This is a genomic window from Spongiactinospora sp. TRM90649 (genome assembly GCF_029382225.1).
Taxonomy (GTDB): Bacteria; Actinomycetota; Actinomycetes; order Streptosporangiales; family Streptosporangiaceae; genus Spongiactinospora.
Map to the genome: position 1 here is coordinate 70,564 of NZ_JARLTC010000014.1, position 17,713 is coordinate 88,276.

A 17,713-nucleotide genomic window follows, 5' to 3' on the forward strand; every position below is an offset into this window, starting at 1 on the left:
ATCACCGACGGGGGCGATCGTGGTGGGCAGGCCGGAACCCGGGCCTCCACGGGGCCGCTCCGCGAGGGAGTGATGGGTCAGATGCGGAACTCCGACGAGTGTCCACGAGAAAGCACCGGCGACGCGTCGCGGCTGGCGAGGCTGCGCGCGACGGCGGCGAAGGTCAAGGGCCGATCGAGTGCCATCCAGGCCGACAGCAGACGCATCGCGCAGGCCGGCGAGGAGATCCGCCGCGGCCTGCGTGAACAGCGCGAACGCCTGGTAGACGGCTACGAGGCGATCCGCGCCCGAAGAAACGCCAGACACGCCCCAGGGTGAGGAGGGAAACGGCCGTCGGCGCACGGTGGCGTGAGCACATTGGCTCCGTGCGTCCGACGGCCGGATCGATCACGTCACCGGCACCGGGGAAACCGAGTGCCGGAGGCATGACGGCGGCGCGTCCTCAAAGCGCGCCGCCGAGTCCACCTTCGGCCGAGCCGGTGCCCATATGACAGTCCACTCAGTGCCCAATCGGGCGCATGGGGGTCAGACGTTGAAGCGAAATTCCACGACGTCGCCGTCGCGCATCACGTAGTCCTTGCCCTCGATGCGGGCCTTGCCCGCCGAGCGGACGGCCGCGACCGAACCGGCCTCGACCAGGTCGTCGTAGGAGATGACCTCGGCCTTGATGAAGCCGCGCTGGAAGTCGGTGTGGATGGCCCCGGCCGCCTCGGGGGCCGTGGCGCCCTTGCGGATGGTCCACGCCCTGGCCTCCTTGGGCCCGGCGGTGAGGTAGGTCTGCAGGCCGAGCGTGTCGAAGCCGACGCGCGCGAGCTGACGCAGCCCCGACTCCTCCTGCCCGACCGACTGGAGCAGCTCCAGCGCCTCGTCCTCCGGCAGCTCCACCAGCTCGGACTCGATCTTGGCGTCCATGAAGACGGCCTCGGCCGGGGCGACCAGCCCGGCCAGGCGGCTCCGCAGCGCGTCGTCCGACAGCTCGTCGGCGTCGAGGTTGAAGACGTACAGGAACGGCTTGGCGGTGAGCAGGTGCAGCTCGCGCAGGTCGGCCGGGTCGATGCCGGCTCCCTTGGCTCCCGCGTAGATGGTGGTACCGGTGTCGAGGACCTTGACGGCGGCCTCGGCGGCGTCGAGCGCGGCCTTGCGGTCCTTGTTGCCCTTGGCCTCCTTGGCCAGCCTGGGCACGGCCTTCTCCAGCGTCTGCAGGTCGGCGAGGATCAGCTCGGTGTTGATCGTCTCGATGTCGCGCTGCGGGGAGACATCGCCGTCCACGTGGGTCACGTCGGGGTCGGTGAACACCCGGATGACCTGGCAGATCGCGTCGGTCTCGCGGATGTTGGCGAGGAACTGGTTGCCCCGCCCCTGCCCCTCGGAGGCCCCGCGGACCAGGCCCGCGATGTCGACGAACTCGACCTTCGCCGGGAGGATCTTGGCCGAGCCGTGGATCTCCGCCAGCTTGCCCAGGCGGTCGTCGGGAACGCCGACCACACCCACGTTGGGGTCGATCGTGGCGAACGGGTAGTTCGCCGCCAGCGCGTTACCGCTCCGGGTCAGCGCGTTGAAGAGAGTGGACTTGCCGACGTTGGGCAGCCCGACGATGCCGATGCTCAAGCTCACGTTGGCCGAGTCTACGCGCGTGCGCGGGTACGGCGGACCTGGGCGTGTCGGGCCGTACGGCCGGGAGCCGCGGCTGGGATCATTGCCGTCGTGGACGTCATGGCTGTGATCCTCCTGCTCGCCGTCGGCCTCGCACTCGGATTCGCGATCGGATTCGTCCTGGCCAGATCACGCGCGACGGCCGCCGTGTCCGACGCCCAGGCCCGCGCCAAGGTCGCCGAGGGCAAGCTCGGCTACGTCGAGGAGCAGCTCGCCGAGCGCTTCCAGGCCCTGTCCGCCCGCGCCCTCGACGTCAACAACCTGCGTTTCCTGGAACTGGCCGAGAACCGCCTGGCGACCTCCCGCGCCGAGGCCGCGGGCGACCTCGACCAGCGCAGGCAGGCCGTCGAGCACCTGATCGGCCCGCTCAAGGAGACCCTGGCCCGGGTGGAGACGCAGCTCCGCGACAGCGAACTGGGCCACCGCGCGTCGCAGGCCGAGCTGAGCAAGCAGATCGACTTCGTCCGCCAGAGCTCCGACCAGCTCCGCGCCCAGACCGGCGCGCTGGTCCGGGCCCTGCAACGGCCGGAGGCCCGGGGCCGGTGGGGCGAGCTGCAGCTCCGCCGGGTCGCGGAGATCGCCGGAATGGCCCGGTTCTGCGACTTCGACGAGCAGGCGAGCGCGTCCACCGCCGACGGCGTGGTGCGCCCCGACATGGTCGTACGGCTGAGCGGCGGCAAGAACATCGTGGTCGACTCCAAGGTCTCCCTGGCCGCCTACCTGGAGGCCGCCGAGAGCGCCGAGGCGGGCACGCAGGCCGTCCGCCTCGACGCGCACGCCAGGCACCTGCGCGAGCACGTCGACCGGCTGGCCGCCAAGGCGTACTGGCAGGCGTTCAGCCCGACCCCGGAGTTCGTGGTGCTGTTCATCCCCGGCGAGGCGTTCCTCGCCCCGGCGCTGGAGCGCGACCCCGGCCTGCTGGAGTACGCGATGGGCAAACGCGTCCACATCGCCACCCCCACCACCCTGGTCACCATGCTCCGCACCGCCCACTACGCCTGGCAGCAGGCGGCACTGACGGAGAACGCCCGCGCGGTCTTCGACCTGGGCAAGGAGCTGTACGAACGGCTCGGCACGATGGGCCGCAACGTCGACTCCCTGGGCCGGGCGCTGACCCGCGCGGTCGACGCCTACAACCGCACGGTCGGCTCCCTGGAGACCCGGGTGATGGTCAGCGCGCGGAAGCTGAACGACCTGGGCCTGGTGGACGGCGAGCTCGAACAGCCGCAGATGGTCGAGGGCCTGCCCCGAGGGCTCTCCAGTCCCGAACTGCTGGAGAAGAGCACCCAGTACGAAGAGGGTCTAACGGACGAAGCGGGTGCGATGGACCCCGGCTGGTGGCGGAAGAGGGCGTAACCTCCGCTCTCCTCCTGCGCGCTGGCGGTAAGTTGGCCTTGACCTGTCCTTGCGGGCGGTCGGGGCGCACACTGGAGGGGGCATCGGGTGGCTCAAGGGGGGCGACCATGAGCGCTGAGCCGGCGCGGTCCGCCGGCGTGCGCCTGACCGTGCGCGGCGCCCTCGCCGTCGTGGTGCTGGCGACACTGCTGGGCAACGTGCTGCAGAGCCTGCTCGGCTCCACGATCACCGTGGGCGTGACCTTCCTCGCGGGCTGCCTGGCCGCCGTGTTCCTGGTCAACCCGCGCGACCTGCTGTCCCTGGTGGTCACGCCGCCGCTGCTGTTCTTCGCGGCCACCCTGGTCTCCGAGCTGGTCCGGGCGCTGGCCAGTTCGGCGTCGATGCTCCAGGCGCTCGGCCTCGGGCTGTTCACCTCGCTGTCGGCGGGCGCGCCGTGGCTGTTCGCCGGGTCGGCGCTGGTGCTCGGCGTGGCGTGGCGGCGCGGCCTGCCGTCCAACGTCCGCGAGCTGCGCGAGGAGCTGCGCGCGGCCCGCGCGGTGAGCGCCGCCCAGGCGGCGGGCGGCGCGAACGAGGCCGCCGGCTCCGGCGGATCGGCTGACCCGGCGGCGGGTCCGCCGCCGCCCGGTCCGGAGCGCACGGCCCCCGCGGGCGGCGGCGCATACGTGCCCGAGCCTGAGGGCTACTTCGAGCCCCGCGTGTACGGCAAGCAGCGCGACCCCGCCGAATAGCGCGCTCCACCGCCCCCGCCCGGGGCCGCGAACGGGGCGCTGGCAAAGTGGTCGGCATGGATCCGCTGCACGCGACATCTACCGGCCGCACCGATGTGACGACGCTGGGTGAGTCGCTGGCCTCGCTGCACGGGCAGGGCCCGCTGCGGCTGGGCGGCACGCTGGGGCTCAGCGTCGCGGGGGCGGAGGCGAGCGTGGCCATCGGCCTGGCCCGGCTCGGGCACGCGGTGCGCTGGGCGGGCGTGGTCGGCGACGACGAGTTCGGCAGGCTGGTGCTGCGGACGCTCCGCGCCGAGGGCGTGGACGTGAGCACGGCGCGCGTGCACGGCGAACGGCCCACGGGCCTGCTCGTCCAGGAGAGCCGCGTCGCCGACATCACCCGGGTGCACTACTACCGCGCGGGTTCCGCCGGAGCGACGCTCTCGGCCGCCGACGCCACCGCCGCCCTCGCCGAACAGCCCCGCGTCCTGCACATCACCGGCGTCACACCGGCCCTGGGCGCGGAGCCGCGCGCCGCCATGGAGCACGCCGTCCGGCTCGCCAAGGACGCCGGGGTCATGGTGAGCCTGGACGTCAAGCACCGGTCGCGGCTGTGGGACGCGGACACGGCCACGTCGGCGCTGTCGAGGCTGCTGCCCTTCGTGGACGTGCTGATCGTCTCGGCCGGCGAGCTGCCGCTCGTCGGCGGCCCCGAGGGCGTGACCGGGATCGCCGAGGTCGTGGTCAAGCACGGCGCGGACGGGGCGGAGGCGTGGCGCGGGGCCGAGCACGCCAGGGCCGCCGCCCGCAGGGTGCCGGTCGCCGGCACCGTGGGCGCGGGCGACGCGTTCACCGCCGGCTACCTGTCGGGCCTGCTGGACGGCCTGCCGCTGCCCGGACGGCTGGCCCGGGGAGTGACGCTCGCCGCCTTCGCCGTCGCCTCGCACAGCGGTCGGCAGGGCGGCTGGCACGGTCTGCCCACCCGGGACGAACTGCACCTGCTCGACCTGCCGGAGGGCGCCACCGTGCGGTGACGCCCCACAGCGGACCCGCTCAGCCCGCGCGCAGGTCGCGGCGCAGCTCGTGGGGCAGGGCGAAACGGACGCTCTCCTGGACCGACTCCACCTCGCGCACCTCGCCGAACCCGCGCGCGGCCAGGTGGGCGAGCACGCCGTCGACCAGTTCCTCGGGCACGGACGCGCCGCTGCTCAGCCCGACCGTGGTGACGCCCTCCAGCCAGGAGTCCTGGATGTGGGAGGCGTCGTCGACCAGGTAGGAGGCGTCGGCCCCCGCGTCGAGGGCGACCTCGACCAGCCGCTTGGAGTTGGAGGAGTTGGTCGAGCCCACCACGATGACCAGCTCGGACTCGGCCGCGATCTCCTTCACCGCCACCTGGCGGTTCTGGGTGGCGTAGCAGATGTCGTCGCTCGGCGGGTCGATGAGGTTCGGGAAGCGCTCCCGCAGCCGGCCGACCGTCTCGGTGGTCTCGTCCACCGACAGCGTGGTCTGCGACAGCCACACCACCCGCTTGGGGTCGCGGACCTGCACGCCGGACACCGAGTCGAGGCCGTCCACCAGCCGGATGTGGGCCGGGGCCTCACCGGCGGTGCCCTCGACCTCCTCGTGCCCCTCGTGGCCGATCAGCAGGATGTCGTAGTCCTTGGCGGCGAAGCGCTTGGCCTCGTTGTGGACCTTGGTGACCAGTGGGCAGGTGGCGTCGATGGTGCGCAGGCTCCGCTCGGCCGCCTGCTCGTGGACGGCGGGCGACACGCCGTGCGCGGAGAAGACGACGATCGCGCCTTCGGGGACCTCTTCGGTCTCCTCGACGAAGACGGCGCCGCGCGATTCGAGCGTCTTGACCACGTGGGTGTTGTGCACGATCTGCTTGCGGACGTAGATCGGCGCACCATAGCGCTCAAGTGCGCGTTCCACGGCTTCCACCGCGCGATCGACCCCGGCGCAGTAGCCACGAGGCTTGGCAACTAGCACACGGCGGGTCGCAGGGGTCTCACTAGTCATGTATCCATGCTACGTGGAGCGAGCGGGGGACCCCGTACGCGTACCCGACCGTTCGCTTACCCCACACGCCAGTCTTTTGCCAGACTAGCCGCCACGTAGACAAAACTCCAAGGAGCCCGGCATGTCCCTACCCGACGTCGTACGCAACGTCGCGAAGTCCGTCCGCGACGCGTTCTCCGATCGTGACGGACTGAAGGAGAAGGCCAAGGACCTGCCGCTGAACGCGCTGAACACCACGATCAGCGGCGTCGGCCAGGCCCTCACGTTCGGCGACCGGGTGCGCGCCACGCTCAAGCGCCTCGGGGCCAAGGACGAGAACAAGGACGAGAACAAGGACGCCGCGAAGGAGCTCGCGGACGACAAGAGCACCGCGAGCGCCACCGAAACGGCCACGGCTGCGGAAACGGCGGAGACGACCGCCGCCGACACGGAGTCCAAGCCCGCGCGCCGTCAGCCGGTCATCTTCGCCCCCAGGGGCGGGAAGTCCGCGAAGCCCGAGGCCGACGCCAAGCCCGAGGCCGAGCCCAAGACCGAGCCCGTCGCCGAGAAGCCGGTGGAGAAGCCCGCCGAGCCGAAGGCGGCCGAGAAGCCCGTCGAGAAGCCCGCTGCGGAGCCCGCGGCCGAAGCGGCCGCCCCCGTCGTGGAGACCCCGGCCCCTGCCCCTGCCCCGGCCCCGGTCGCCGAGGCGCCCGCTCCCGCCGAGGTCGCGGCGCCGGTCGAGACGGTCACTGAGAAGGCCGCCGAGACGGTAACCGAGAAGGCCGCTGAGGAGCCCGTCGAGGAGCCGAAGCCCGCTCGCGCCAAGCGCGCCACCAAGCCCAAGGCCCCCGCCGCTGCCGCCGCCTCCAACGGTGAGCTGCCCGAGCCCATGCCCAACTACTCCGAGCTGACCCTGGCCTCGCTGCGCGCCCGGCTGCGCAACAAGTCCGCCGACGAGGTCCGCGCGCTGCTCACCTACGAGCAGGCCACCGCCAACCGCGCCAACATCGTGAAGATGTTCGAGAACCGGCTGGCGAAGATGGCCGAGGCGGGAGGCGAATAGCCCCTTCCCGGCTCGCGTACCCGCGCCCGCTCGTCGCACGGCCTCGATAGGTTGTGCGGCATGGCGCAGAAGACCTCACCCGAGCAGCCGATCCCGATCAGGACCGTCCTGCAGATGGTCGCCGGATGGATCGGCAAGCTGGGCACGATCTGGGTCGAAGGGCAGATCACCGAACTGATCGCCCGTGGCGGCACCGTGTTCATGACGCTGCGCGACCCGGTGGCCAACGTGTCGGCGCGGGTCACCTGCCCGCGCGGCGTGTACGAGGCGACCGTCCCGCGCCCCGTGGACGGCGCGCGCGTCGTCGTGCACGTCAAGCCGGACTTCTGGGTCAACAAGGGCTCCTTCGCCTTCACCGCCCTGGAGATCAAGCCGGTGGGCGTCGGAGAACTGCTCGCCCGGCTGGAGCGGCTGCGCCAGGTCCTCGCCTCCGAGGGGCTGTTCGCCACCGACCGCAAGCGGCGGCTCCCCTTCCTGCCGGGCACGGTCGGGCTCATCTGCGGGCGCGACTCGGCGGCCGAACGCGACGTGCTGGAGAACGCCCGCCGTCGCTGGCCCGCCGTGCGCTTCAAGGTCGAGGAGGTCGCCGTCCAGGGGCCCTACGCGGTCACCGAGGTGACCGAGGCGCTGCACCGGCTCGACGCCGACCGCGAGGTCGAGGTGATCGTGGTGGCGCGCGGCGGCGGTTCCATGGAAGACCTGCTGCCGTTCTCCGACGAGTCGCTGGTGCGCGCCGTGGCGGCGTGCCGTACACCGGTGGTCAGCGCGATCGGCCACGAGCAGGACAGCCCGCTGCTCGACCTGGTGGCCGACGTGCGGGCCTCGACGCCGACCGACGCCGCCAAGAAGGTCGTGCCCGACGTCGGCGAGCAGCTCACGCTGGTGCGTCAGCTCCGCGACCGGGGACGCCGGATGGTCAAGGGCTGGCTGGACCGCGAGCTGGCCTGGCTCGCGTCGGTGCGGACCAGGCCGTCGCTGGCCGATCCGGTGCGCGAGATCGAGCGCCGCGCCGAGCAGGTGGACCAGCTCCGCGACCGCGCCCGCCGCTGCCTTGGCGGCTCGCTCGACCGCGCCGACGACTCGCTCACCCACCTGCGCGCCCGCCTGGTCGCGCTGTCTCCGGCCGCGACCCTGGAGCGCGGCTACGCGATCGTGCAGCGCCCGGACGGCGAGGTCGTACGGCGGGCCGCCGAGGTCGCCACCGGCGACGAGCTGACCATCCGCTTCCCCGACGCCCGCGTCACGGCCCGCGCCGACGGCACCTCCGACCCCGGCTGACCTACAGCAGCTTCGCCGGGGTGATGGGCAGGTCGCGGACGCGCCGCCCGGTGGCGTGGTGGACGGCGTTGGCGATGGCGGCGGCGGTGCCGACGATGCCGATCTCGCCGATGCCCTTGCTGCCCATCGGGTTGAGGTAGGGGTCCTCCTCGTCGATCCAGGCGGCCTCGACGTCGGGCACGTCGGCGCAGGCGGCGATGTGGTACTGCGCCAGGTCGTGGTTGAGGAAGTCGCCGAACCGCTCGTCGATGTAGGTCTCCTCCATCAGCGCCATGCCCAGGCCCATGGTCATGCCGCCGATGAACTGGGAGCGGGCCAGCGTCGGCTCGATGATGCGGCCCGCCGCGAAGACGCCGAGCAGGCGTGACACGCGCACCTCGCCGGTGTCGGCGTTGACGCGGACCTCCGCGAACTGCGCGCCGAAGGCGTGGCGGGCGAAGTCGGCGGTGTTGGCGACCTCCTCGGCGGTGTCGGCGGTGGCCTCCTCGCCGCCGTCCTTCAGCAGCGCCTCGCACGCGCGGGTGATGGCGGTGCCCCAGGACGCGGTGCCCATCGAGCCGCCCGCGAGCGAGGCGGGCGGCAGCGCGCTGTCGCCGATCTCGACCTCGACCTGCTCGGGCGCGGCGCCCAAAACCTCGGCGGCGATCCTGGTCAGCGCGGTGCGCGCGCCGGTGCCGATGTCCACGGCGCCGATCCGGACGACGTAGCCGCCGTCGCGGGCGCGCACCGACGCCGACGACGGGCGGCGGTAGACGGGGTACGTGGAGGAGGCCACGCCGGTGCCGACCAGCCAGCGGCCCTCCAGCCGGATGCCCGGCTCGGGGTCGCGGCGGGCCCAGTGGAAGCGGCGGGCGCCCTCGCGCAGGCAGGCGACCAGGTTGCGGGAGCTGAACGGCCGCCCGCCCTGCGGCTCGGCGTCGGGGTCGTTGACGACGCGCAGCTCGACGGGGTCCATGCCGAGCGCGACGGCCAGCTCGTCCATCGCCGACTCCAGGGCGAACATGCCGGGCGTCTCGCCGGGCGCGCGCATCCAGGACGGCGTGGGCACGTTGAGCCGCACCAGTTGGTGGGCGGTGCGCAGCGCGGGCGTGGCGTACATGACGCGGGTGGCCACCGCGGTCTGCTCGGCGAATTCGGCCAGGGTCGAGGTCTGCTCGACCACATGGTGGTCGACGGCGGTGAGCCGTCCCCTGGCGTCGGCGCCCAGCCGGATCCGCTGGATGGTGGGGGTGCGGTAACCGGTCATGTCGTACATCTGCTGGCGGGTCAGCGCGAGCTTCACCGGACGGCCCGCCGCCCGCGCCGCCAGCGCGGCCAGGATCGCGTGCGGCCGAGGCGTGCCCTTGGACCCGAACCCGCCGCCGACGTGCCGGGAGATGACGCGCACCTGATCGGGGGGCAGCCCGAGCACCTTGGCGACGATGTCGCGGTGGGTGCCCGGCCCCTGCGTGGAGTCGTAGAGCGTGAGCGTGCCGTCCGGTTCCCAGACGGCGATGGTGGCGTGCGGCTCCATGGCGTTGTTGTGCAGGATGGGCGTGCGGTATACCTCGTCCACCGTCGCCACGGCGTCGGCGAGCCCGGCCTCGACGTCGCCCTTCTCGGTGCGGGCCGGGTAGGCGGGGTTGACCTTCTCCGGGGCGTACAGCCCGGGGTGGTCGGCGCGCAGCCCGACGTCGGGCCGCTCCGCGGCGTACTCGACGCGCAGGCCGGTCTCGGCCGCGGCCCGCGCGATCTCCTGGGTCTCGGCGACCACGACGGCGATGACCTGCCCGTGGTAGGCGATCTCGGTGGCCTGCAGGACGGCCAGCTCGGGATCGCCGCCGTCGCCCAGCTCCGGGGGATCCATCGCGGAGATCACGGTGAGCACGCCGGGCATGGCCAGTGCCTCCCCCGCGTCGAACGCGGTGATCCGGCCCTTTCCGACGGTGGCCTGGACGGCGTAGCCGTACGCGGCCTCCGGCACGTCGTACTCGAACGCGTAGGTGGCCCGGCCGGTGACCTTGTCGGGGCCCTCGACGCGGCTCACGGGGCCAGCTCCCGCAGCGTGGCCACGATCAGCCGGCGGGCCAGGGTCGCCTTGTAGGCGTTGCCCGGCAGCGGCCGGGCGAGCGACAGCTCGGCGTCGGCCGCGGCCACGAAGGCGTCGTCGCTCACGACCTGCCCGATCAGCGCCTCCTCGGCACGGCCGGCCCGCCAGGGCACATGGGCGACGCTGCCCAGCGCGATCCGGCACTCGCGGACCACGCCGCCCGGATCGACGTCGAGCAGGGCCGCGATGGACACCAGCGCGAACGCGAACGACGCGCGCTCGCGCACCTTGCGGTACGTGGCGCGGCCCTCCGGGGGCGCGGGCAGCTCGATCGTGGTGATCAGCTCGCCCGGTTCGAGGACCGTGTCGCGCTCGGGATCCTCGCCGGGCAGCCGGTGCAGGCCGGGGATCGGCACGGCGCGGTCACCCGTGGGGCCGGTGACCTGGACCAGCGCGTCGTAGGCGGCCAGCGCCACCGCCATGTCGGAGGGGTGGGTGGCCACGCAGGAGTCGGAGTGCCCGAAGATCGCGAGATTGCGATGGTCGCCGTCGATGGCCGGGCAGCCGGTGCCGGGTTCGCGTTTGTTGCACGGCTTCGAGATGTCCTGGAAGTAGGAGCAGCGGGTGCGTTGCAGCAGGTTGCCGCCGACCGTCGCCATGTTCCGCACCTGCCCGGACGCGCCGCTCAGCACGGCCCGCGCGAGCATCGGGTAACGCTGCCGGATGACCGGGTCGGCGGCCAGGTCGCTGTTGCGGACGGTGGCCCCGATCCGCAGGCCCCCGTGCGAGGGCACCTCCTCGATCCGGTCGTACGGCAGGCGGCTGACGTCGACGAGCCGGTCGGGGGCCGCGACCCCCAGGCGCATGAGATCGACCAGGTTGGTGCCGCCCGCCAGATACATCGCCCCCGGCTCGCACAGGCCGACGGCCTCGCGGCCCTGCGCCGCCCGAACGTAGTCGAACTCCCTCATCCGGCCGCCTCCGCCACGGGCTCGCGGGCGGCCGTCTCACGGATGGCCGCCACGATGTTGACGTACGCGCCGCACCGGCACAGGTTGCCGCTCATCCGCTCGCGGATCTCGGCGTCGTCGAGGGTCACCTCGGCGGTGAGATCGGCGGTCACCGCGCTGGGGCCGTCCTCGGAGAGCATCCCGACGGCGGAGCAGAGCTGACCGGGGGTGCAGTAGCCGCATTGGAAGGCGTCGTGCTCGACGAACGCGGCCTGGAGCGGGTGCGTCGCGCCGTCAGCGCCCGGCCGGCCTTCGGCCGTGGCCAGTCCTTCGACCGTGGTGATGTCGAGGCCGTCGCAGGCCACCGCGAGCAGCAGGCAGGAGACGACCCGCCTGCCGTCCACGAGGACGGTGCAGGCCCCGCACTGCCCGTGGTCGCAACCCTTCTTCGAGCCGGTCAGCCGCAGCCGCTCGCGCAACAGGTCGAGCAGCGAGGTGCGGGGATCGACGTCGAGACGGTGCTCCACTTCGTTGACGCGGATCACGAGGTTCTGCATACCTGCTGTGTTGCCCTGCTGTGAAGGCTCCAACCACGACAGGCCGAAGACGCCTCGTGGGGCTCTAGGGTAGGCACGTGGCAGAAGAGAACGCGCCCTCGTACGAGAAGGCCCGCGAGGAGCTGACCGAGGTGGTCCGGCGGCTGGAGGCCGGCGGGCTGACCCTCGAACAGTCGATCGAGCTGTGGGAGCGCGGTGAGAAGCTCGCCGCGCTGTGTGAGGAGTGGCTGCAGGGCGCGCGGGTGAAGCTCGCCGCCGCGATGGCCAAGCGCAGGCAGCCGGACGACGACGACTCGCCGTTCTGAGCCCTCAGGGCCGATGTGTCAGGCCGACGACTGCGGCTTGAGCGCGGCGGCGAGCGCGGCCAGTTCCGGCCAGTCGGCGGTGCCGGTGATGACGATGGTGGCCTCGGGAAGCACGCGAACCAGCGAGCGCTGCTTCTTGTCGGGCCGGAAGCGGCGCTCCCAGGTGACATCGCCGATCCGCTGGGTGCCTTGCGACTTCTCGATGCCCGCCATCCGGCCCGCGAAGGTGGCCTGCGGCTTCTCGTCGCTCTGGGCCAGCATCGCGTGCGAGCGGGCGGCGGTGGCGAAGCCCAGCCGCCAGGTCACGGTGCCGCTGCCGTCGTCGGCGACCATGCGGGAGCTGGTCGGGATCCAGTCCTTCGGCGGGGCCGGCGGCGCCCAGACCTGGTAGGCGGCCGACCGGCGGGCGTTGGCCAGGTCGATCGAGTAGTCGACGCTGGGAATGTGCTCCGACCGGCCCACGGGCGTGACCAGCAGGAAGACGCCCACCAACCCGAAACAGACGAGCAGGGCGAAGACATAGCCGTAGAACCCCTGGGCGAAGCGCTGCACAGTTGGGGAGACTACCCGCTGGCGGGGATGGTCCGCTCTTCGGGCCGCGCCGGGGCCGCCTGGACCGCCGGGCGCGAGATGGCCCCGACGATGATCAGGACCTCTTCGGCCAGCGCGCGCGACGCGTCGGCGTCTTCGGACAGCGAGACCTCCGAGACCACCGCCGCCAGCGCCCCGGTGAGCACGACCACCAGCGCCCCCTCGTCGCCCTCGAACAGGGCGGCGTTGCGCCTGGTCCACTGGCGCAGCCGGTCGCGCATGATGACCTCGAACCCGGGCGGGCCGTCGCCGCGCAGGAACAGCGCGGACAGCTCCCGCTCGGCCAGGCATCCGTCCAGGTAGGCCCGCGCGCCCGCGACGAACAGCCGGATCGGGTCGGCCTCGCCCTCGGCCCTGGCGTCCTGGACGGCCTGGCGGGTGCGCTGGGTCTGGCGTTCCTGGAACTCCTCGAACAGGGTGAGGTAGAGGTCGGCCTTGCCGGAGAAGTGGTGGTAGAGGCTGCCGACGCTCGCTCCGGCCCGCGCGACGACGTCGGTGACCCCGGCGTCGGCGAAGCCGCTGGTGACGAAGATGTGCCGGGCGGCTTCGAGGATCGCGCCACGCGTGGCGGCCCCGCGCTCCGAGGTGCGCGCCGGCCCGCGCGCCGGGGCGGACGCGGCGGTCACCGGCCGTTCATCGTCGCTGCTCATGGTGGGGTCATTATCCTCCTCCAGCCGTCGAAAGGGGGCCAACTACGATCGATGCAGTCGCCGGGATCGGCACGAGGTGATCCACGCGGAAGGGCCGGACCGCCGGACGGGCCCTCGCGCGGAACGTACGCCTTGGGCGCCGGCGCATGCCGTACGCGGCTCGCAGACGGTTCGCGCGCAGTTGACGCGCACGTCGGGCGCTCGCGTGGGCAGGAGGTAGACGTCGAGATTTACAGGAGGGTTCGCCGGAATGTCCGAACAAACACCCCAGACGTCGGTTCCATCCGCACTTGCCACGGGCGCACACGCGCCCGACCGCAACCTCGCACTCGAACTGGTCCGTGTCACCGAGGCCGCGGCCATGGCGGCGGCCCGCTGGGTGGGACGCGGGGAGAAGAACGGCGCCGACGGCGCCGCGGTGAACGCCATGCGTCAGCTCATCAACACGGTTTCCATGGACGGCGTGGTGGTGATCGGCGAAGGTGAGAAGGACAACGCGCCGATGTTGTTCAACGGCGAGCGGGTGGGGGTCGGCAGCGGCCCCGAGTGCGACGTCGCCGTGGACCCGATCGACGGAACCCGCCTGACCGCGCTGGGCATGAGCAACGCCATCTCCGTCATCGCGGTGAGCGAGCGCGGCTCGATGTACGACCCGTCGGCGGTCTTCTACATGGAGAAGCTGGTGACCGGGCCGGAGGCGGCGACGGCCGTGGACATCGACGCCCCGGTGGCGGCGAACATCGCGGCGGTGGCCAAGGCCAAGGGCGCGAGCCCGTCCGACGTCACGGTGGTGATCCTGGACCGTCCCCGGCACGAGCGCATCGTGAAGGAGATCAGGGAGACGGGGGCGCGGATCAAGTTCATCACCGACGGCGACGTGGCGGGCGCGATCATGGCGGCCCGCGCGGGCACCGGCATCGACCTGATGCTGGGCATCGGCGGCACGCCCGAGGGGATCATCGCGGCCTGCGCGCTGAAGTGCCTGGGCGGCGTCATCCAGGGCAAGCTGTGGCCGAAGGACGACGCGGAGCGGCAGCGCGCGCTGGACGCCGGGCTCGACCTCGAAGCCGTGCTCACCACCGACGACCTGGTCCGCTCCGACGACGTGTTCTTCGCGGCCTCGGGCATCACGGACGGCGAGCTGATGCGCGGCGTGCGCTACCGGGGCGGCGTGGCGATCACCAACTCGCTGGTGATGCGCGGGCGCTCCGGCACCATCCGCAAGATCGAGAGCGAACACCGGCTGTGGAAGCTGCGCGCCTACAGCGCGATCAACTTCGACACGGCAGGCTGACCCGCGCTTCGTCTTCCGTACGGCGCCCGCCGTACGGAAGGCGCCGTGCGGGGGTGCGGGTCAGCGGCGGCCCCTGCGGCGCTTCGGCGGCTCCTTGACCTTGACCTCGCCCAGGAAGTTGCTGGTGCGGACCTCGATGACCGGGGAGTCGGGCTCGACCGGCTGGCGGGTGAGCTTGACGGTCTTGTCCTTGGACACCCGGATCACCTCGACGCCCTCGGGCACGTGGATCTCCAGCCCGCCGAACACCAGGGTGGCGTTGATGACCACGCGGCGGCTCTGCATGATGGCGTCGCGCAGATCGAGTTTGGTGGTGCCGAACATCGCCGTCACCGGCAGTTCGGCGGGCACCACCCAGCGGCCCTCGCGGTGCTCCTTCTTGAAGATCGCCGAGACCTGCCCGCCGTCGAGCCGCAGCGGCTGCTGCTCGGGGGGCAGCAGGTCCTCGGTGATGCCCGCCAGGTCGCCGAGAGTGCGCGCCTTGAAGACGCGTTCCAGGCGTTCCTCGAACTCGGCCATGCCGAGCCTGCCGTCGGAAACCGCTTCGCGCAGCACCTCGGCGATCCGCTCCCGGTCGGCGTCGGATGCGCGCATCGCGTGCGGGCCGGTGGCGTCGCGCGAGCGTTCGGCCGGGGCCGACGCGCCTTCGCGGGCACGCCGTGCGGCCTGCCACTCCTCGGCCAGGCGCTCACCGACCTCGGTGAGACGGGGCAGCCAGGCCCCGGGGCGTTCGTCCATGCCTCGACAATAAGCCCCCGGCCCGCCGACCGCATCAATGAAATTCACGTAACGCTTTTCGGAGGCTCCCGCGGGCCCGGAAAAGCGTTTGAGAAAATGTCGGTGCCGGGGCCTACAGTAAGCGTATGGGCAATTTTCGCTCGCCGGTCGCACTCGATACGGCGATCACTTCCGCTCCCGCGATCCGCATTTCAGGAGTGGTGAAGCGCTACGGCGAGGTCACCGCCGTCGATCATCTCGACCTCGACGTGCCCGAGGGCGTCTGCCTCGGGCTGCTCGGCCCCAACGGCGCTGGAAAGTCCACCACGATGCGCCTGCTCACCGCCCAGTCGCGCGCCGACGAGGGCGAGATCACCGTCCTCGGCATGAGCCTGCCGAAAATGGCCAAGCAGGCCCGCGCCCAGATGGGCGTGGTGCCGCAGATGGACAATCTCGACGAGGAACTGACCGTCCGGGAAAACCTTGAGGTCTTCGCCCACCTCTACCGGGTTCCCAAAGCCGGCCGCAGGGAGGCCGTGCGGCGGGCGGTGGAGCTGGCCCAGCTCACCGACCGCACCGACACCAAGACCGTCAAGCTGTCCGGCGGAATGCGCCGCCGTCTGCTGATCGCGCGGGCCCTGGTCCACTCGCCGCGCCTGGTGCTGCTCGACGAGCCCACCGTCGGGCTCGACCCGCAGGTGCGCCAGGAGCTGTGGGCGCTGGTCGCCCGGCTCCGCGACGAAGGGGTGACCAGCCTGATGTCCACCCACTACATCGAGGAGGCCGAACGCCTGGCCGACGAATGCGCGCTCATGTCGCACGGGCGCGTGGTGGCCAGGGGCACCCCAGAGAAGCTGATCCTCGAACACGCGGGCAGCGAGGTGCACGAGCACTACGGCCCGCCCGACCGGCTGGCCGAGATCGAGCAGGCCGCCCGCGCGGCCGGTTTCCCGACCAGGCGCACCGGCCCCTCGGTGTCGTTGCTGCAGGCCGAACGGCTGTCCGACGCCGTCGCCGAACAGTTGCCCCCGCCCGGCATCAAGCGTCCCGCCAACCTGGAAGACGTCTTCGTCGTGCTCACCGGGGAGTCCGTCGAATGACCACCGTGCGGATCGGCGCCGAGACCGAGGGCGAGCCGCGTTCGCCCCGCGCGTTCGAGTGGGCCCCGGTGCGCGCGGTGTGGCGCAGGGAGCTGGCCCTCTACCGTCGCTACTGGGCCTCCACCTCCTTCGCCGCGATGGTCGAGCCCACCATCTACCTGCTGGCCTTCGGCTACGGCTTCGGCTCGGTGATCGGCGCCATGTACGGCTACGCCTACCGCGACTTCGTCGCCACCGGCGTGGTGTCCACCGCCGTGCTGTTCATCGGGGCGTTCGGCGGCATGTTCAACACCTTCATCCGCCGCACCTTCCAGCACACCTACGACGCCATGCTGGCCGCCCCGGTCGATGTCCACGAACTGGTCACGGCCGAGGCGTCCTGGCTGGCGGTCAAGGCGGGCGTGTACGGCTGCGCGCCCATGCTGGTCGGCATGGCCTTCGGCCTCGACCCGAGCTGGGGGATGCTGCTCGTCCCGCTGATCGGCTTCCTGACCGGGCTCGGGTTCGCGCTGTTCGGCATGTGGGTGTCGGCGATCGTGCCGTCCATCAACACCTTCGACTACATCATCACCGGTGCGCTGACCCCGATGTTCCTGGTCGCGGGCACCTTCTTCCCGGTCGAGCAGCTTCCCGGGTGGGCGGCCACCGTCGCCCAGTTCAACCCGCTCTACCACTGCGTCGAGCTGGTCCGGGGTGCCGTCTTCGGCACGCTCGGCCTCGGCTCGCTGCTCCACGTGGCGGTGCTCGCGGCCTTCGCGGCGCTCATGTGGTGCCTCGCGGTGTGGAAGATGCGCGCCCGCCTGATCGACTGACCGGCCCAATTGATTGCCCTGAAAATTGCTCCTCCGCTTTTCAGGTGTTTTCCGGTCGCACGCCAAGCAGTCCCGCATTTCAAGGAGAAGAATGCGCAACCCGCAGGCGGACTCCACCACGTGGACATAGCGAATACGAGCCCCACTCAATTCAGCCACGCGTAGCGGACCGGCCCCGAGGGCAACGCCCGGCACGGCACCACGAACCCCACGGCCTTCGCCGGTCGCGGCACGGCCATCGCGTAGACGCCACAGCGCCCATGGCTCAGCGCGCGCACCACCACCAGGCCCCGGCCGTCCTCGGCCGCCAGATCCGGATCGGCCCGAGGACGGCCCAGCGCCGCCAGCACCGCCCCGACGCCACCGGGGTCCCCGTCCACCACCTCGCACCACACGGCCCGCCCGCCGACCGAGAACACCCGCACCTCGTACGGCGGGCACGCGTGCCGCACGGCGTTCCCGGCGAGCTCCGCGACCACCAGCTCGGCGTCGCGGAGATCGTCCTCCTTCAGCCCGCGCAGCGCGTCACGCACCACGGCACGGGCCGCCCGCACGGCCCCGTCGACGGGAAGGGATGTGACTTGCAGTTGACGGCTCACGAGATCTCCCACTGGTCGGCTGTCCTCCGGGCGGCAGGAAACCCCGCCCCGAGG

At 72.1% G+C, this 17,713-nt stretch carries 19 protein-coding genes; 10 read left to right on the forward strand and 9 right to left on the reverse strand.

Annotated features, from left to right (window positions below; all coding sequences use genetic code 11):
* Positions 1-81: 81 nt before the first annotated feature.
* Entirely contained in the window at positions 82-318 is a 237-nt protein-coding gene (locus tag P3X83_RS19060) for a hypothetical protein (RefSeq protein WP_277306471.1), read from the forward strand.
* A gap of 207 nt (positions 319-525) precedes the next feature.
* Here the strand turns inward: P3X83_RS19060 and ychF are convergent, their stop codons facing one another.
* Positions 526-1,614 (reverse strand): redox-regulated ATPase YchF, encoded by a 1,089-nt coding sequence (gene ychF / locus P3X83_RS19065; RefSeq protein ID WP_277306472.1) that lies wholly within the window; start codon positions 1,612-1,614, stop codon positions 526-528.
* Positions 1,615-1,704: 90 nt separating this feature from the next.
* Here ychF and P3X83_RS19070 point away from each other — a divergent pair, with 90 nt between their 5' ends.
* The 3 genes from P3X83_RS19070 to P3X83_RS19080 all read left to right on the forward strand — a co-directional run bounded on the left by P3X83_RS19070 (position 1,705) and on the right by P3X83_RS19080 (position 4,750).
* The gene (locus P3X83_RS19070) at positions 1,705-3,009 is read left to right on the forward strand and encodes a DNA recombination protein RmuC (protein WP_277306473.1); all 1,305 of its coding nucleotides are present in this window, start codon (positions 1,705-1,707) and stop codon (positions 3,007-3,009) included.
* Positions 3,010-3,116: 107 nt separating this feature from the next.
* Entirely contained in the window at positions 3,117-3,737 is a 621-nt protein-coding gene (locus tag P3X83_RS19075) for a DUF6542 domain-containing protein (protein WP_277306474.1), read from the forward strand.
* Positions 3,738-3,793: 56 nt separating this feature from the next.
* On the forward strand, positions 3,794-4,750 hold the full coding sequence (locus tag P3X83_RS19080; RefSeq protein WP_277306475.1) for a sugar kinase: 957 nt from the start codon (positions 3,794-3,796) through the stop codon (positions 4,748-4,750).
* 19 nt (positions 4,751-4,769) lie between these two features.
* Here the strand turns inward: P3X83_RS19080 and P3X83_RS19085 are convergent, their stop codons facing one another.
* Positions 4,770-5,705 (reverse strand): 4-hydroxy-3-methylbut-2-enyl diphosphate reductase, encoded by a 936-nt coding sequence (locus tag P3X83_RS19085; protein ID WP_277306603.1) that lies wholly within the window; start codon positions 5,703-5,705, stop codon positions 4,770-4,772.
* A 151-nt stretch (positions 5,706-5,856) separates the two neighbouring features.
* On the opposite strand from P3X83_RS19085, the gene P3X83_RS19090 reads away from it, so the two are divergent.
* On the forward strand, positions 5,857-6,777 hold the full coding sequence (locus tag P3X83_RS19090) for a hypothetical protein (protein ID WP_277306476.1): 921 nt from the start codon (positions 5,857-5,859) through the stop codon (positions 6,775-6,777).
* Between the two features lie 60 nt (positions 6,778-6,837).
* Complete coding sequence (xseA, locus tag P3X83_RS19095; protein ID WP_277306477.1) at positions 6,838-8,055, forward strand: exodeoxyribonuclease VII large subunit; 1,218 nt, start codon at positions 6,838-6,840, stop codon at positions 8,053-8,055.
* A 1-nt stretch (position 8,056) separates the two neighbouring features.
* Here the strand turns inward: xseA and P3X83_RS19100 are convergent, their stop codons facing one another.
* Genes P3X83_RS19100 through P3X83_RS19110 form a run of 3 tightly spaced genes read right to left on the reverse strand, consistent with a single transcriptional unit; the run spans position 8,057 to position 11,591 of the window.
* The gene (locus P3X83_RS19100) at positions 8,057-10,081 is read right to left on the reverse strand and encodes a xanthine dehydrogenase family protein molybdopterin-binding subunit (protein WP_277306479.1); all 2,025 of its coding nucleotides are present in this window, start codon (positions 10,079-10,081) and stop codon (positions 8,057-8,059) included.
* A complete protein-coding gene (locus P3X83_RS19105) occupies positions 10,078-11,055 on the reverse strand; it encodes a xanthine dehydrogenase family protein subunit M (protein ID WP_277306480.1) in 978 nt (325 codons plus the stop codon). Before P3X83_RS19105 ends, P3X83_RS19100 begins: the two co-directional genes overlap by 4 nt.
* Complete coding sequence (locus P3X83_RS19110; protein WP_277306481.1) at positions 11,052-11,591, reverse strand: 2Fe-2S iron-sulfur cluster-binding protein; 540 nt, start codon at positions 11,589-11,591, stop codon at positions 11,052-11,054. Before P3X83_RS19110 ends, P3X83_RS19105 begins: the two co-directional genes overlap by 4 nt.
* A 77-nt stretch (positions 11,592-11,668) precedes the next feature.
* Between P3X83_RS19110 and P3X83_RS19115 the strand changes: the two genes are divergently transcribed.
* A complete protein-coding gene (locus P3X83_RS19115) occupies positions 11,669-11,896 on the forward strand; it encodes an exodeoxyribonuclease VII small subunit (RefSeq protein ID WP_277306482.1) in 228 nt (75 codons plus the stop codon).
* Between the two features lie 18 nt (positions 11,897-11,914).
* Here P3X83_RS19115 and P3X83_RS19120 read toward each other — a convergent pair whose 3' ends face one another.
* On the reverse strand, positions 11,915-12,448 hold the full coding sequence (locus tag P3X83_RS19120; protein WP_277306483.1) for a DUF4245 domain-containing protein: 534 nt from the start codon (positions 12,446-12,448) through the stop codon (positions 11,915-11,917).
* 11 nt (positions 12,449-12,459) lie between these two features.
* Positions 12,460-13,137: a TetR/AcrR family transcriptional regulator gene (locus P3X83_RS19125; protein ID WP_277306484.1), complete on the reverse strand. Its 678-nt coding sequence runs from the start codon at positions 13,135-13,137 to the stop codon at positions 12,460-12,462.
* A gap of 250 nt (positions 13,138-13,387) precedes the next feature.
* On the opposite strand from P3X83_RS19125, the gene glpX reads away from it, so the two are divergent.
* Positions 13,388-14,431 (forward strand): class II fructose-bisphosphatase, encoded by a 1,044-nt coding sequence (glpX, locus tag P3X83_RS19130; protein ID WP_277306485.1) that lies wholly within the window; start codon positions 13,388-13,390, stop codon positions 14,429-14,431.
* A 60-nt stretch (positions 14,432-14,491) separates the two neighbouring features.
* Here the strand turns inward: glpX and P3X83_RS19135 are convergent, their stop codons facing one another.
* Positions 14,492-15,169 (reverse strand): DUF1707 domain-containing protein, encoded by a 678-nt coding sequence (locus P3X83_RS19135; RefSeq protein ID WP_277306486.1) that lies wholly within the window; start codon positions 15,167-15,169, stop codon positions 14,492-14,494.
* 197 nt (positions 15,170-15,366) lie between these two features.
* Here P3X83_RS19135 and P3X83_RS19140 point away from each other — a divergent pair, with 197 nt between their 5' ends.
* The gene (locus P3X83_RS19140; protein WP_277306604.1) at positions 15,367-16,248 is read left to right on the forward strand and encodes an ABC transporter ATP-binding protein; all 882 of its coding nucleotides are present in this window, start codon (positions 15,367-15,369) and stop codon (positions 16,246-16,248) included.
* On the forward strand, positions 16,245-17,060 hold the full coding sequence (locus tag P3X83_RS19145; RefSeq protein WP_277306487.1) for an ABC transporter permease: 816 nt from the start codon (positions 16,245-16,247) through the stop codon (positions 17,058-17,060). The genes P3X83_RS19140 and P3X83_RS19145 overlap by 4 nt, the downstream gene beginning before the upstream one ends.
* 146 nt (positions 17,061-17,206) lie before the next feature.
* Here the strand turns inward: P3X83_RS19145 and P3X83_RS19150 are convergent, their stop codons facing one another.
* Entirely contained in the window at positions 17,207-17,659 is a 453-nt protein-coding gene (locus tag P3X83_RS19150) for an ATP-binding protein (protein ID WP_277306488.1), read from the reverse strand.
* Positions 17,660-17,713 lie beyond the last annotated feature (54 nt).